At 61.0% G+C, this 12,597-nt stretch carries 12 protein-coding genes and 1 pseudogene; 5 read left to right on the forward strand and 8 right to left on the reverse strand.

Annotated features, from left to right (window positions below; all coding sequences use genetic code 11):
* Positions 1-51 precede the first annotated feature (51 nt).
* Both pgi and FP026_RS01990 read right to left on the reverse strand, forming a co-directional pair.
* Positions 52-1,677, reverse strand: coding sequence for a glucose-6-phosphate isomerase (pgi, locus tag FP026_RS01985; protein ID WP_149632953.1), 1,626 nt, complete (start codon positions 1,675-1,677; stop codon positions 52-54).
* Positions 1,678-1,851: 174 nt separating this feature from the next.
* Positions 1,852-3,549 (reverse strand): long-chain fatty acid--CoA ligase, encoded by a 1,698-nt coding sequence (locus FP026_RS01990; RefSeq protein WP_149632954.1) that lies wholly within the window; start codon positions 3,547-3,549, stop codon positions 1,852-1,854.
* Between the two features lie 350 nt (positions 3,550-3,899).
* Here FP026_RS01990 and FP026_RS01995 point away from each other — a divergent pair, with 350 nt between their 5' ends.
* Entirely contained in the window at positions 3,900-4,292 is a 393-nt protein-coding gene (locus FP026_RS01995; protein WP_112343721.1) for a PRC-barrel domain-containing protein, read from the forward strand.
* Between the two features lie 60 nt (positions 4,293-4,352).
* Here the strand turns inward: FP026_RS01995 and FP026_RS02000 are convergent, their stop codons facing one another.
* Entirely contained in the window at positions 4,353-4,748 is a 396-nt protein-coding gene (locus tag FP026_RS02000; protein WP_149632955.1) for a VOC family protein, read from the reverse strand.
* A 271-nt stretch (positions 4,749-5,019) separates the two neighbouring features.
* Here FP026_RS02000 and FP026_RS02010 point away from each other — a divergent pair, with 271 nt between their 5' ends.
* Positions 5,020-5,406 (forward strand): YciI family protein, encoded by a 387-nt coding sequence (locus FP026_RS02010; RefSeq protein WP_149632957.1) that lies wholly within the window; start codon positions 5,020-5,022, stop codon positions 5,404-5,406.
* 44 nt (positions 5,407-5,450) lie between these two features.
* Here FP026_RS02010 and FP026_RS02015 read toward each other — a convergent pair whose 3' ends face one another.
* From FP026_RS02015 to osmF, 4 genes and pseudogenes are all read right to left on the reverse strand, one after another.
* Positions 5,451-6,200 carry an ABC transporter permease gene (locus FP026_RS02015; RefSeq protein ID WP_149632958.1) on the reverse strand — a complete coding sequence of 250 codons (750 nt, stop codon included), beginning with the start codon at positions 6,198-6,200 and terminating at the stop codon, positions 5,451-5,453.
* Positions 6,197-7,144: an ABC transporter ATP-binding protein gene (locus FP026_RS02020; RefSeq protein WP_149632959.1), complete on the reverse strand. Its 948-nt coding sequence runs from the start codon at positions 7,142-7,144 to the stop codon at positions 6,197-6,199. Before FP026_RS02020 ends, FP026_RS02015 begins: the two co-directional genes overlap by 4 nt.
* A complete protein-coding gene (locus FP026_RS02025; RefSeq protein WP_149632960.1) occupies positions 7,141-8,307 on the reverse strand; it encodes an ABC transporter permease in 1,167 nt (388 codons plus the stop codon). Before FP026_RS02025 ends, FP026_RS02020 begins: the two co-directional genes overlap by 4 nt.
* A gap of 233 nt (positions 8,308-8,540) precedes the next feature.
* Positions 8,541-9,386: pseudogene (osmF, locus tag FP026_RS02035) on the reverse strand (glycine betaine ABC transporter substrate-binding protein OsmF); the annotation flags it as partial.
* Positions 9,387-9,897: 511 nt separating this feature from the next.
* On the opposite strand from osmF, the gene FP026_RS02040 reads away from it, so the two are divergent.
* The 3 genes from FP026_RS02040 (at position 9,898) to FP026_RS02050 (ending at position 12,148) form a co-directional block, all read left to right on the forward strand.
* Positions 9,898-11,124 (forward strand): LysR family transcriptional regulator, encoded by a 1,227-nt coding sequence (locus FP026_RS02040; protein WP_149632963.1) that lies wholly within the window; start codon positions 9,898-9,900, stop codon positions 11,122-11,124.
* A 93-nt stretch (positions 11,125-11,217) separates the two neighbouring features.
* The gene (locus FP026_RS02045; protein WP_149632964.1) at positions 11,218-11,451 is read left to right on the forward strand and encodes a hypothetical protein; all 234 of its coding nucleotides are present in this window, start codon (positions 11,218-11,220) and stop codon (positions 11,449-11,451) included.
* Between the two features lie 310 nt (positions 11,452-11,761).
* Complete coding sequence (locus FP026_RS02050; RefSeq protein WP_188112472.1) at positions 11,762-12,148, forward strand: hypothetical protein; 387 nt, start codon at positions 11,762-11,764, stop codon at positions 12,146-12,148.
* Positions 12,149-12,235: 87 nt separating this feature from the next.
* Here the strand turns inward: FP026_RS02050 and FP026_RS02055 are convergent, their stop codons facing one another.
* Positions 12,236-12,535 (reverse strand): putative quinol monooxygenase, encoded by a 300-nt coding sequence (locus FP026_RS02055; RefSeq protein ID WP_149632965.1) that lies wholly within the window; start codon positions 12,533-12,535, stop codon positions 12,236-12,238.
* Positions 12,536-12,597 lie beyond the last annotated feature (62 nt).

Consider the following 12,597-nt stretch of genomic DNA (forward strand, 5'->3'; position numbering starts at 1 on the left):
CCGCCGCTTTGCGGCGACCTCCCCCCTCAAGGGGGAGGTGAAACGAACGCCTTACTTCGCGCGGCTTGCCAGCGCAGCCACCAGCCCTTGCGTCGATGAATCGTGGCCGGCAGCACTTTCCTTGCCTTCGATGACGGGCAGCAGGCCGGTTGCCAGTTCCTTGCCGAGCTCGACGCCCCACTGGTCGAAGGAGTTGATGCGGAAAAGTACGCCTTCGACGAAGACGCGGTGTTCGTAGAGAGCGATCAGGCGGCCGAGCGCGTAGGGCGTCAGCTTGTCGTAGACGAAGGTGATCGACGGACGGTTGCCGGTGAAGACGCGGTGCGGCGCGATGAAATCGGCCTTTTTATCGTCCATGCCCTTGGAGGTGAGCTGGGCCTTGGCTTCCTCGAAGGTGCGGCCCTTCATCAGCGCTTCCGACTGCGCTAGGCAATTGGCCATCAAGAGCTGGTGCTGGTGGCGCAGGTTCGGCTCGAAGCCGTTGGCGGCGATCATGAACTCGGCCGGGATGACGCTCGTGCCCTGGTGGATGAGCTGGTAGAAGGCGTGCTGGCCGTTGGTGCCGGGTTCGCCCCAGACGACTGGGCCGGAATTGCCTTCGACCGGCGTGCCGTCGATGGTGACGCCCTTGCCGTTCGATTCCATGTCAAGCTGCTGCAGGTAGGCCGGGAAACGCGACAGGCGCTGGTCATAGGGCAGGATTGCGCGGGTCGGGTAGCCGAGCACGTTGCGGTGATAAAAGCCGATGAGGCCGAGCAGCATCGGCAGGTTTTCCTTGAAGGGCGCCTGGCGGAAATGGTTGTCCATCGCATGCGCGCCATCGAGGAATTTGCCGAAGTTTTCCGGGCCGATGGCGATCATCAGCGGCAGGCCGATGGCCGACCAGATCGAGTAGCGGCCGCCGACCCAATCCCAGAATCCGAAGACGCGCTCGCTGTCGATGCCGAAGGCGGCGACCTTGTCGAGCGCCGTCGAAACGGCGGCGAAGTGGTGCTGCACGGCGGCTTCGCCGAGCGCATCAGCGATGAATTTGCGCGCCGTCTGGGCGTTGGTCATCGTTTCGATCGTCGTGAAGGTCTTGGAAGCGACGATGAAAAGGGTCGTTTCGGGGGAAACGAGCTTCAGGATATCGGCGATATGGGCGCCGTCGATATTGGAGACGAAGTGCGAGCGCGGACCGTCGTGAAAAGGCGCCAGCGCCAGCGTCGCCATGACCGGGCCGAGATCGGAGCCGCCGATGCCGATGTTGATAACGTCGGTGATCGCCTTGCCCGTGGAACCTTTGAGTGCGCCCGAGCGGATGCCGTCGGCAAACTTGCCCATTGCGGCCAGCACGCCGTTGACGTCGGGCATGACATCCTTGCCGTCCACGAGCACGGGCGTATTGGAGCGGTTGCGCAGCGCGGTGTGCAGCACGGCGCGGTTTTCGGTGAAGTTGATGGCGACGCCCGAGAACATTTCCTCGCGCTTGGCCGCGATGCCGCCCTCGGCTGCGAGTTTCTCGAGCAGGGCGAGAATTTCGTCGTTCACCGCCGTCTTGGAATAATCCATCAGCAGGTCGTCGACCGAAGCACTGAAACGGGAAAAGCGCTTGGGATCGGCGGCAAAGGCGGCACGGATATCGGTGGCCTTCGTTGCCGACGCGGCGCTCTTCAGTTGATCGACGAGGGCGTTCATGGGGACTCCTTGCGGTTCGCGCCGCTTGCCGTCCGGAGAGGGCAGGGGCACTCTGAGTTGGTCGCGGAAACTATTCCCTATGTAGGGCGTAAATCAAGTTCACGTATCATCCAAAACGAAAAAAGCCGCTCGCGAAAAATGCGCGAGCGGCTTCCTGAATGGCACGGAATTATGTCAGCCGCGCAACTCCTTACGCAGGATCTTGCCGACATTCGATTTCGGCAGTTCCGAGCGGAATTCGATAAAGCGCGGACGCTTGTAATTGGTCAGGTTGGCTGCGCAATGGGCCTTGACGTCGGCCTCCGTCAGGGCCGGGTCCTTCTTGACGATGAAGAGCTTCACTGCCTCGCCGGAATGAGGATCGGTCACGCCGATCGCTGCTGCTTCCAGAACGCCCGGATGCATGACGGCCACTTCCTCGATCTCGTTCGGATAGACGTTGAAGCCCGACACCAGGATCATGTCCTTCTTGCGGTCGACGATCTTGGTGAAGCCGCGCTCGTCCATGAAGCCCATGTCGCCGCTTCGGAAGAAGCCGTCCAACGTCATCACGCGCGCGGTTTCGGCCGGCTGCTTCCAATAGCCGGCCATCACCTGCGGTCCGCGGATGCAGATCTCGCCGACTTCGCCGAGCGGCAGCGAATTGCCGTTCTCATCGCGAATGTCGAAATCCGTACCCGTGATCGGCAGGCCGATCGTGCCGGTGAATTCCGGGCTGTCGAAGCGATTGGCGCTTGCGACCGGCGATGTCTCGGAAAGGCCGTAGCCTTCGGTGATCCAGGCTCCCGTCAATTTCTGCCAGCGCTCGGCGACTGGCCGCTGTACCGCCATGCCGCCGGCAAGCGTTGCCGTGTTGGAAAGATCGAGCTTGGTGAATTCGGGATTGTTCATCAGCGCATTGAACAGCGTGTTCAGGCCGGGGAACATGTCGAACTTGTATTTGCCCAGTTCCTTGATGAAGGCCGGTATGTCGCGCGGGTTGGCGATCAACACGTTATGGCCGCCGAGCGACATGCCCATCAGCGAATTCACCGTCAGCGCGAAGATGTGATAGAGCGGCAGCGCGCAGACGAAGGTCAGCTGCTCGGGGCGCGGCTTGTTGATATAGGCGGATTGCAGCCAGAGCAGCAATTGCAGTTGGTTGGCGAGCAGATTGGAATGGGTGAGGATCGCACCCTTGGCGACGCCTGTCGTACCGCCGGTATATTGCAGGAAGGCGATGTCGCTGCCGGTGAGCGCCGCCGGCTTCAAGGGCAGGCGCGCGCCTTCGGAGATCACACCTTTGAAACTGCGGTGGCCGGGGATGGACCATGCCGGCACGAGCTTTTTCACCTTGCGGACGATGAAGTTGACAATATGGCCCTTGACGCCGAGCATGTCGCCGAGCGCGGTGACGACGACATGGCGCACATCCGTATGCGCCAGCACCTGCTCCACCGTATGGGCGAAATTCTCCAGAACGAAAATCGCCTTGGCGCCGCAGTCGCGCAGCTGGTGTTCGAGTTCGCGCGGCGTATAGAGCGGATTGACGTTGACGACGACGAGGCCGGCGCGAAGGATGCCGTAAACCGTGACCGGGTTCTGCAGCACATTCGGCATCATGACGGCGACGCGGTCGCCCTTCTGAAGGCCGAGGCTCTGCAGCCAGGCGGCAATCTTGCGCGTCTGCGTGTTAAGTTCGCGATAGGTGATGGATTTGCCCATGCTGGTAAAGGCGAGCCGGTCGGCATAGCGCGCGCAGCTTTCCTCCAGCAGCTCGATGAGTGATGCATGCTCCAGCGGCGGCAATTCCGCCGGTACAATGTTCGGATAAGACGCGAGCCATATTTTCTTGACCTGCGGTCTGTCCGAAGGAGCGGAGACTGAATTCATGCGCACTTCCTCCTTTACGCATCATCACCACGCCCCGCCGTCCTTGGGCGGCGGTTATGTAAAGTGTCACTGCGCGATCGAAAAGTCTCCCGCTTTTCACATCGCCGCAGCCTTTGCTCTCAACTAAATTATTGGAGCATCTCGAAGCTACAATAACCTTGACGTAAACGTCAATAAACGTTCTCCGCTCACGTTTTTTTACAATCTTGAAAAAAGTACTGGAACTTTTATGACAACGGAGCGTTAATGGGCCCGTGGGTGTAAACCCATCGGAGCATCGTGCTGCCCCAAAAGAGCAGATCGGACGCTCCACGATTTTATGTGACGCGTATCCAAAAGGAGGTGCGCATATGCATAAAGAGAGTGCCGAGATCTCGGGCCGTGACCTTTACATCAAGGACATGTCGATGCTGGTCGCTTGCGACCGCGTTGAGGGATCCAGGGTATTCGGCTCGGATGGCAAGCAGATTGGTCATATTGAGCGCCTGATGCTCGAGAAAAGTGATGGACGCATCGCTTTCGTCATTTTAAGCTTCGGCGGCTTCTTCGGCATCGGCCAGGAGCACTACCGGCTGCCGTGGGAGAAGCTGCGCTACGATGCCCGCATCGACGGTTATCGCGTCAGCATGACCAAGAACGACATCGAAAAGGCGTGCCGTTTCGCTGCCAAGGATGATCACGACCATAAGAATCATGGCCACAAGAGCCACGATTATTTTGGCGTGCCGCCCTATTGGATGTGAGCGCGCTGATAAAGCCGGTTCGGCAGGCCCCGCCGACGCGGGGTGCCGATATGCGTGGTTCTATTGAAACCGCCCATGCCTTTGCACCACTTCGATCTTGTAACCGTCAGGGTCGGTGACGAAGAAGAAGAGCGCAAAGAGCTTCCCATCCCGATTGAGTTCGACGATCTTGCCAGGGTTCAGCCCTAGCGTGGTCATGCGCGCATGTTCGTCTTTCAGCTCCGCGACCGAGACCGCGAGGTGGCCGTAGGCCTCCCCCAGCGGATAGGGCGCGGTGCGGCCCTGGTTGATTGTCAATTCCAGTTCGAACCCGGTTTCGACGTTGCTGAGATAGATCAGCGTGAAGGTCTCGAAGGCGATGCGGTCGGCGGTCTTCAGGCCGAAAGCCTTGTCGTAGAATTCGATCGAGCGCGCTTCATCGAGCACGCGGATCATCGAATGAATCATCTTGGCCATCGGCGCCTCCATCGGTCGTCAGGGCATGTCACTAGAGCAATTCCAGGAAAAGTGCGTAGCGGTTTTCCGTCCGGAATTGCGTAAAGACAAGAGGATAGAGCGTTTTCGCGATTCGGAGAAAAACGGAAAGGCTCTAAGAGCCAATGCCATTGGCAATCGGGGAAGGCAAGTATGCGGAAATGCACCATCGCTGCGCCTCGGTGCAGATCCGGGGTTTTCGCATGGCGATCCGTCTGCTTAACTCCGGCGCATACGATTGAGGGGGAAATCCATGTACTACGCCATTCTGGCCTATCATGAAGAAGGCATCGTCGAATCCTGGAGCAAGGAGGAGGATGCTGCATTGATGACTGAACTACTCGATATCAACGATCGCATGGTCGCGCAAAAGTCGCTGGGACCGGCCGCGCGGCTCGGCTCGAGCCAGAAGGCCGTCACCTTGCGCGGGCCGGGTGCGGGACTGGTCATCGATGGGCCGTTTGCCGAAACCAAGGAGCAATTGCTCGGCTTCTACGTCGTCGATTTTCCAACGATCGAGGGAGCGGTCGAAGCCGCGCGCGAGCTGCGACGCGCCAATCCCACAGCCGTCTATGAAATCAGGCCGGTCTCGCTTTACCTGGCCGGCGCGCCTTTGGCTTCCGGCGAAGGCGATCGATAAACCTATGTGTGCCGCCGGCTGCAAGGACTGGCGGCCGCCTTGTCTCAATGAGATTGCAATCCGATCTTGCTGGTGACTGACCGCTCGATCATCTCCATGCCGTCATAGATCAGCACCGCCATCAGGCCGACGATCAGGCCGCCCTGCAGGATGAAGGCAGTGTTGTCGTTGATCAGCCCGGCGATGATGACTTCACCAAGCCCCTTGGCGGCAACGGTGGAGCCGATCGTCGCCGTGCCGATATTGATGACGGTCGCGATCTTCAGGCCCTCGATGATCAGCGGCAAGGCGAGCGGCAGTTCGACGCGGAACAGCCGCTGCCAGCCGCTCATGCCCATGCCGTCGGCGGCATCGAGCACCGAAGCCGGCACCTGCTGCAGGCCGGCAACGGTGTTTTCGAAGATCGGCAGCAGCGCATAGAGAAAAAGTGCGATCAAGGTCGGCACCGCGCCGAAGCCGGTGGTCGAGATGGCAAGCGCCAGCACGGCAACAGGCGGGAAGGTCTGCCCGGCATTGGCGATCGCCCGCGACAGCGGCAGGAAATCGGCGCCGATCGGCCGTGTGACGAAGATGCCGCCAAGCACGGCCAAAATCCCGCTTGCCGCAATCGAGATCAGGATGAGTTCGAGATGGCTGAGCGCGAGGCTCGGCAGGCTGTTCTGCGTATAGATCGGCGACGCCCCGAACTTGGTCAGCGGCGCGAGGACAGGCGTCAGCCACTCCGGACGAAACAGCAGCACCAGCAGCAGCGCCAGCGCGAGGAGGCGGAAGAGATTGGCGGCGAGAAATTTCATGCTTTGCGGCCCAGCTCGATCAGATGCTGGATCGAGATCGAACCGACGGGCATCTTGCGCTCGTCCTCGACCGTTGCCTCATCCGCACCCTGCCAGATCAATTCCGCCAGTGCGTCGCGCAGATTGAGGTTCTGCGGCAGGCTGTGATCGAGGCCGGGCCGCGGCGGCTGCATGCTTTCCTTCAGCGGCAGCAGCGACATCAGCTTCAAGGCCCGGTCGGACGTACCGGTCAGCTGCTGGACGAAAGGATCGGCGGGCTCGGTCAGGATCTTCTCGGGCTCGGAGCATTGCAGCAGCTTGCCTTCGCTCATGACGGCGATCTTGTCGCCGAGATGGAAGGCCTCGTCCATATCGTGGGTGACGAGGACGATGGTCGTGCCGAACTGCTTCTGGATGGCGAGCAGATCGTCCTGCGCCTTGCCGCGGATGACAGGATCGAGCGCGCCGAAGGGCTCGTCCATCAGCAGCAGTTCCGGCTCGGCGGCAAGGGCGCGCGCGACGCCGACGCGCTGCTGCTGGCCCCCGGAAAGCTGGCTCGGATATTTGCCGGCAAAGGCGCCGGGGTCGAGATGGAAGAGATTGAGGAGCTCTTCGACGCGACGGTCGATGCGCGCCTTCTCCCAGCCGAGCAGCTCGGGGACGGTGGCGATATTCTGCGCGACCGTGCGATGCGGAAAAAGCCCGTGGCCCTGGATGGCATAGCCGATGCGGCGGCGAAGCTCGGTCGCCGGCACATTCATGATGTCCTCGCCGGCAACAGAGATGTGACCTTCCGATATCGGTACCAGCCGGTTGATCATCCGCATCAGCGTCGACTTGCCGGAGCCGGAAGTGCCGACGATGACGGTGATCGTGCCCTTTTCCATGCTCATGCTGACATTATCGACCACGGTCGCGCTGCCATAACGCTTGGTGACGCCCTTGAGCTCGATCATGCTGGTCATGCGCGTTGTCCCCGGATGCTGTCGATGACCGCATCGAGGATGACGGCCGATGAGAAGGCGAGAAAGACCGTCGGCACTGCGCCGAGCAGCACGAGGTCATTGGCCGTCTGGCCGATGCCCTGGAAGATGAAGAGGCCGAAGCCGCCGCCGCCGATGAGTGCCGCCACGGTCACGAGGCCGATCGCCTGCACCAGCACGATGCGGATGCCGGTGAGAATGACAGGAAAGGCAAGCGGCAGGTCGATGCCGGTCAGAATCTGCCGGCGCGTCAGGCCCATGCCGGCGGCGGAATCGCGCACGGAAGGATCGACGCCGGCAAGGCCGACGACGGTGTTGGCGACGATCGGCAGCAGCGAATAGATGACGAGCGCCACCAGCGCCGGCGCAACGCCGATGCCCTTTATGCCGATCGCGGCGGCAAAAGGCACATGGGCGGCGATATAGCCGAGCGGCAGCATCAGGATGCCGAACAGCGCCAGGCTCGGAATGGTCTGCACCAGGCTCAGCGCCCGCAGCACCACGGCGCGGATGCGCGGCTGCCAGTAGCAGAAGATGCCGAGCGGCAGCGCAAGCACGATGGCGATGGCGACGGAGCCGAGGGAAAGGAATACATGGCCGAGCGCCTCGTGCCAGAACTTGTCGGCATTGTTGGCGTATTCCTTCATGATCGAGAGATTGTCGAGCAGGCCGGAGCGTAGCACGGCGGCGAGCAGGGCAGCATAAAGCGCCAGCGCTGCGACCCTCAGCCAAGGCGTCAGCCGCAGCTTCACCAGAGCATCCGAGATCATCAGCCCCACCACCGCCAGCAGCACCCAGAAAGAGCCGCCGGGCGTGATGCGGGCCACGGTGCTCCCCGCCGGGGTTGCGGCGGTCGAGACGAGGCCGAGCGTGACGATCAGTGTGGCGATCGCAAGCGTGGCGATGCCGAGGCGAATGACCTGATTTTGCAGGAAAAGTGTCGCCATTGCCGCTGCCGCCAGAAGGACGAGCAAGGTTATAGCGGAGGGCTGGGCAGTGAGCTGCATCAGCAGCTGCGGCTTGCCGGCGGCAATGCGGTTTGCCTTGACGATGATGAACGGCATCCAGGCCATTGCCAGCGCGCCGCCCGCCACCAGCACCACTCCGAGACGGTCCACTCGGCGGACCGCTAGCGCATCTTCCATCAGGCAAGCTCCGTCAGCGCATGAGCCTAGAATTCAAGGCTGGTTCGGACAAGACCATGCCCATTCGAATGTCCGCGGCCCCACTTTATCAAAATGGGGCCGCCGGAGCGGATGATTTTAGGTCTGTTAGGCCTAAAATCTGAATCCGCTCCGGAACCAGAAGAGTAGAGCATGATGTCGTCCGAAAACCGTTCACACTTTTTGGCATCATGCTCCAAAGCAGCGTCAAAGCCTTACTTCAGGAAACCATTGTCCTTGAGGTAGGATTCGGCAACAGCCTTGGCCGGCTCGCCATCGACCTGGATGCGGCCGTTCAGCTTGCGCAGAACGTCGGCGGTCAGGCCCTTGAAGATCGGCGCCAGAACCTCTTCGATCTTCGGATTGGCCTTCAGCACGGCTTCGCGGATGATCGGCGTCGGAGCGTAGACCGGCTGCACGCTCTTGTCGTCCTCAAGAACGGTCAGTTCGGCCGCTTCGATGGCGCCGTCGGTGCCGTAGACCATGGCAGTGTTGACGCCGTTGGTCTGGTCGGCCGCAGCCTTGATCGTTGCCGCCGTATCGCCGCCCGAGAGCACGACTTCCTGATCCGGCTTTAGCTTGAAGCTGTAGGTGGTCTCGAAGGCCGGCAGGGCCGCCGGAGAATTGACGAACTCGGAGGAAGCCGCGATCTTGACCGCGCCACCGCCACCCACCCACTTGCCGAAATCGGACATGGTTTTCAGCTTGGTCGGGCCGGCGACATCGCTGCGCACGGCGATCGCCCAGGTGTTGTTGGCGGGCGAGGGCGTCAGCCAGACGATCTTGTTGGCGTCGTAATCCAGCTTCTTCGCCAGATCGTAGCCCTGCTGCAGGTTCTTCCAGGCGGCATCGTCGGCCTTGTTGAAGAAGAAGCCGGCATTGCCGGTATATTCGGCATAGATGTCGATCTCGCCAGCAGTGATCGCCTTGCGTACCACAGGCGTGGTACCGAGCGCTATGCGGTCCTGCGCCTTGATGCCGTTGGCGTTGAGCGCTGCGAGGATGATGTTGCCGAGCAGCGTTCCTTCGGTGTCGATCTTCGAGGAGACGACGACATCGGCGGCGCTGGCGCCGCTGGCAAGGAGGGCCGTCAGCGTGGCGGCAAGTGCAAGCTTCTTGAACATGATGTTTCCCTTTGTACCCCGTTAAATCTTTGCTCTGCTTGTCCGCGTCGCCTGGCAAGGCCGCTGTCCGGACAGACAGGCTTCGAGTGGGCCGGCGGCCCACAGGCGAATTCGTGGCTGCTTCAGGCACGTAGCGCTCATCGCGGAAAAGTCGATGTCGCCCCGGATTCCCGTTGCAGTCGCGCGATTATGACGAGCGTACTCGACATTCGCGCGAAATTGGATTTCTTTTTTCGGGGGCAAGTGCGTTTGTTTTTGTTCCCCTTACCCGTTTGGCGCTGTTCCGATCTCATTTTTGCGGCTGGATCGGTGAGGCGACAAGGAAACGATAGCCGTCGCTTTTCGGCTTAGGGATATCTTTTTTCGAGAACACAACATATTGTCGGGATATTGTTGACATTGCCGTGGTTGAGGCAGGCCGGGCGCTGCGGATGAGAGGGAATGGGATTTGTATCTCGGCGCATTGTTCGTAGCCGACATGGTGTTCTCCCTCGGCTCGGTGAGGGAGACCGCGCGCCGGCTCTCCTTCTCGGCCTCGACCGTCTCCGGTGCACTGCGCCGGCTCGAAACCGAATTAGCCTTGAAGCTGGTCGAGCGGGCATCCGGCGAGCTTGCGACCCTGTTGGCGAGCTCGAAGGTCCAGAAGGGGCTGCAGCCCATTCTCCGTAGCATTCGCCAGCTTTCAGTCCTGATGAAAGAGCCGCCGGCAGCGCAGGATTATGATCAGTGGGCCGCGCGCTTGCCATTGAAGATCGCCACCATCGAACGCTTCCTCGAGGTCGCCGATCAGGGCAGCATCAATCGCGCCGCACGCCGCCTGCGGCTGGGGCAGCCGCAGCTCTCCCTGCAGATCGCCAATCTGGAGGAGCTGTTCGGCTGCCGCCTGTTCGAGCGGCAGGCGCAGGGTTCGGTGCTGACGGAAGCCGGGCAGGAAGTTCATGCCATCCTCTCTGCCGTTGCGCAGGCCTGGGACGAGATGAAAGCGGCAGCGGACGAGCGCTTCCAGCGAACCGCCCGTGCCGTGCGCATCGGCTCGATCATTCCTACAGGTTCGGAGAGCTGGGTGGCGCGCTCGCTTGCAAGCCTGGTGTCGCGCTGGAACATCGGCGGTAACAGCAACATGCTGTCGCTGATGCTGATGACGGCCGACGATCTGCGCGAAGCGCTCCGGTCCGGCCGCATCGATGTCGCCATCGTCGATTCCGTCTTCGGCCTCGACGCCTTCGAACATGTGGAACTGGTCGCCACGGACATGGTGGCGATCGCCCCGCCCGACAGCACGGAAGAGACCTTCGCCGCGCTCGTTGAAAACCATCCGCTCTGCGTGCCGAGCCCCCGCACAGGCATCGGCAATGCCGCGACTGCCTTCGGCTATGACAGCCGCGATCGCCGCCGGTTTCGTGGCCGCGACATTACCTCAGCCGACTCGCTGCCCGTCATCGTCGATCTCGTCGCCAATCACGGCTATGTCTCGTTTCTCGGCCGCGTCAGTGCGCTGCCGATTGCCGACAAGGTGCGCATCGTCGATCCGGATGAGCTTTTGCCGCTCTCCTACCATCTCGCTCACAATGGCCGCAAAGCCTCGGTCGAAGCCTGCCGGCTGATCCAGCAGGCGGTTCGCGAATTGATCGGCGATATGGCGCCGCCGCAAAAGCGTCTGCCGTCCCGCGGCTAGCGGAACTATTGCACCATTTTCGCGTTCGGGTAGGTTAGGTTAGTCCGGGCGTACGCAGCCGGGGGGCTCGTTTGGCACCCAAGGAGACCATAGATGAAAATTCTTGCAACGGCGCTTATCGCATTAGGTATTCTCGCTTTACCCGCTGCTTACGCGGAGGCGCGTGATCATCATCACCGCTGGCATCATCATCGTCCGGTCGTGAGCCATCATCACCACCGCTATCATCACTATCACTCCGACCGTGGCTGGCATCACCATTATGGCTGGCGGCATCAGTCACGCCATCATCGCTGGCACAGCCAGCCGCATTTCTCGCATAACTGACGATCGCGGATAGATACGAAAACGGCGCCTTGAGCGCCGTTTTTGACAGCCCGCGCGATTGACCGTACCTCCCATGCTGGATCGTTAACGCCGCAACGGCCTTTACGCTAAGCTTGCGATTTCGCTGCGTGCGCCGTCGCGGTCGACAAGCGGAGGCTTCGCAGGCCCGTGGGCGATAAAAGGCATCGCGAAAGCGCCTGCCGCCCACCCCCAAATGGAACTATCGAAGGCTCAGCCGCGTTTACTATCTGGTCCGGACGACGCGAATGATCCGAGTCGCGTTTGCGTCCGGCATTCAAGGAGGCTGGAAATGAAAATTCTGGCAACAGCGCTCATAGCGCTAGGCATGCTCGCGCTGCCTGCAACCCACGCCGAAGCGCGTCATCACCACCATTATTGGCACCACCATCACCATCGAGTGATGGTCTATAGGCACTACTATTATCCTCGCCACTACTACCGCCCGTATTACCGCCCGTATTACTACCGGCCCTACTATGGCTATGATGAACCCTATTATGGCGGCTATCAGCCACTTTACTCGTTCGGTTTATTTGGTGGCTTCGGCGGATTTCACCACCACCACCATCATGGCTGGGACGGCGACCGTGGATACTATCATGGTGGATGGCATGGTGGATGGCACGGCGGCGGGCACTGGCGGTACTACAACGAGCCGCATTTTTCGCACAACTGACGACCATGCCGATAGCAGAACGGCGTCTTTCGATGCCGCTCTCTGAGGATATGACTGCCGGGTCTGCCGGGCTGTGATGGGCTCGGCTCAAGCCGCGTTCAGCACATGAACGGCGCGGTCGGCCATCAGATGCTTCACCTTCTCGCCGTAAGCGGCCATATGCGCGGACGCCGCATGGGCCTTCAGCGCCTGCATGCTTGCCCATTTCTCGACCACGACGAACGTATCAGGCCCGAAGGCCGGATCTGCTCCTTCGACATCGACGACGGCGGTATATTCGATGCAGCCGTCTTCGGCATGAACGGCCGGAACATTCGCCTGGAAGATGTCGAGCACCTCGGCACGCTTGCCGGGCTTCGCGGTGAGGATGGCGAGAACGTGGATCATGATGATGTCCTTGAAACGATAGGCAATAGAGATGAAGACTAACGGGGCCGCCGATTGCGCGG

The organism is Martinezella tropici (genome assembly GCF_008370325.1).
Taxonomy (GTDB): domain Bacteria; phylum Pseudomonadota; class Alphaproteobacteria; order Rhizobiales; family Rhizobiaceae; genus Rhizobium; species Rhizobium tropici_B.

Bases quoted from the DNA above. Each gene is read 5' to 3' on its own strand.
- pgi (WP_149632953.1), bottom strand. From the start codon at position 1,677: ATGAACGCCCTCGTCGATCAACTGAAGAGCGCCGCGTCGGCAACGAAG.
- FP026_RS01990 (WP_149632954.1), bottom strand. From the start codon at position 3,549: ATGAATTCAGTCTCCGCTCCTTCGGACAGACCGCAGGTCAAGAAAATA.
- FP026_RS01995 (WP_112343721.1), top strand. From the start codon at position 3,900: ATGCATAAAGAGAGTGCCGAGATCTCGGGCCGTGACCTTTACATCAAG.
- FP026_RS02000 (WP_149632955.1), bottom strand. From the start codon at position 4,748: ATGGCCAAGATGATTCATTCGATGATCCGCGTGCTCGATGAAGCGCGC.
- FP026_RS02010 (WP_149632957.1), top strand. From the start codon at position 5,020: ATGTACTACGCCATTCTGGCCTATCATGAAGAAGGCATCGTCGAATCC.
- FP026_RS02015 (WP_149632958.1), bottom strand. From the start codon at position 6,200: ATGAAATTTCTCGCCGCCAATCTCTTCCGCCTCCTCGCGCTGGCGCTG.
- FP026_RS02020 (WP_149632959.1), bottom strand. From the start codon at position 7,144: ATGACCAGCATGATCGAGCTCAAGGGCGTCACCAAGCGTTATGGCAGC.
- FP026_RS02025 (WP_149632960.1), bottom strand. From the start codon at position 8,307: ATGGAAGATGCGCTAGCGGTCCGCCGAGTGGACCGTCTCGGAGTGGTG.
- FP026_RS02045 (WP_149632964.1), top strand. From the start codon at position 11,218: ATGAAAATTCTTGCAACGGCGCTTATCGCATTAGGTATTCTCGCTTTA.
- FP026_RS02050 (WP_188112472.1), top strand. From the start codon at position 11,762: ATGAAAATTCTGGCAACAGCGCTCATAGCGCTAGGCATGCTCGCGCTG.
- FP026_RS02055 (WP_149632965.1), bottom strand. From the start codon at position 12,535: ATGATCCACGTTCTCGCCATCCTCACCGCGAAGCCCGGCAAGCGTGCC.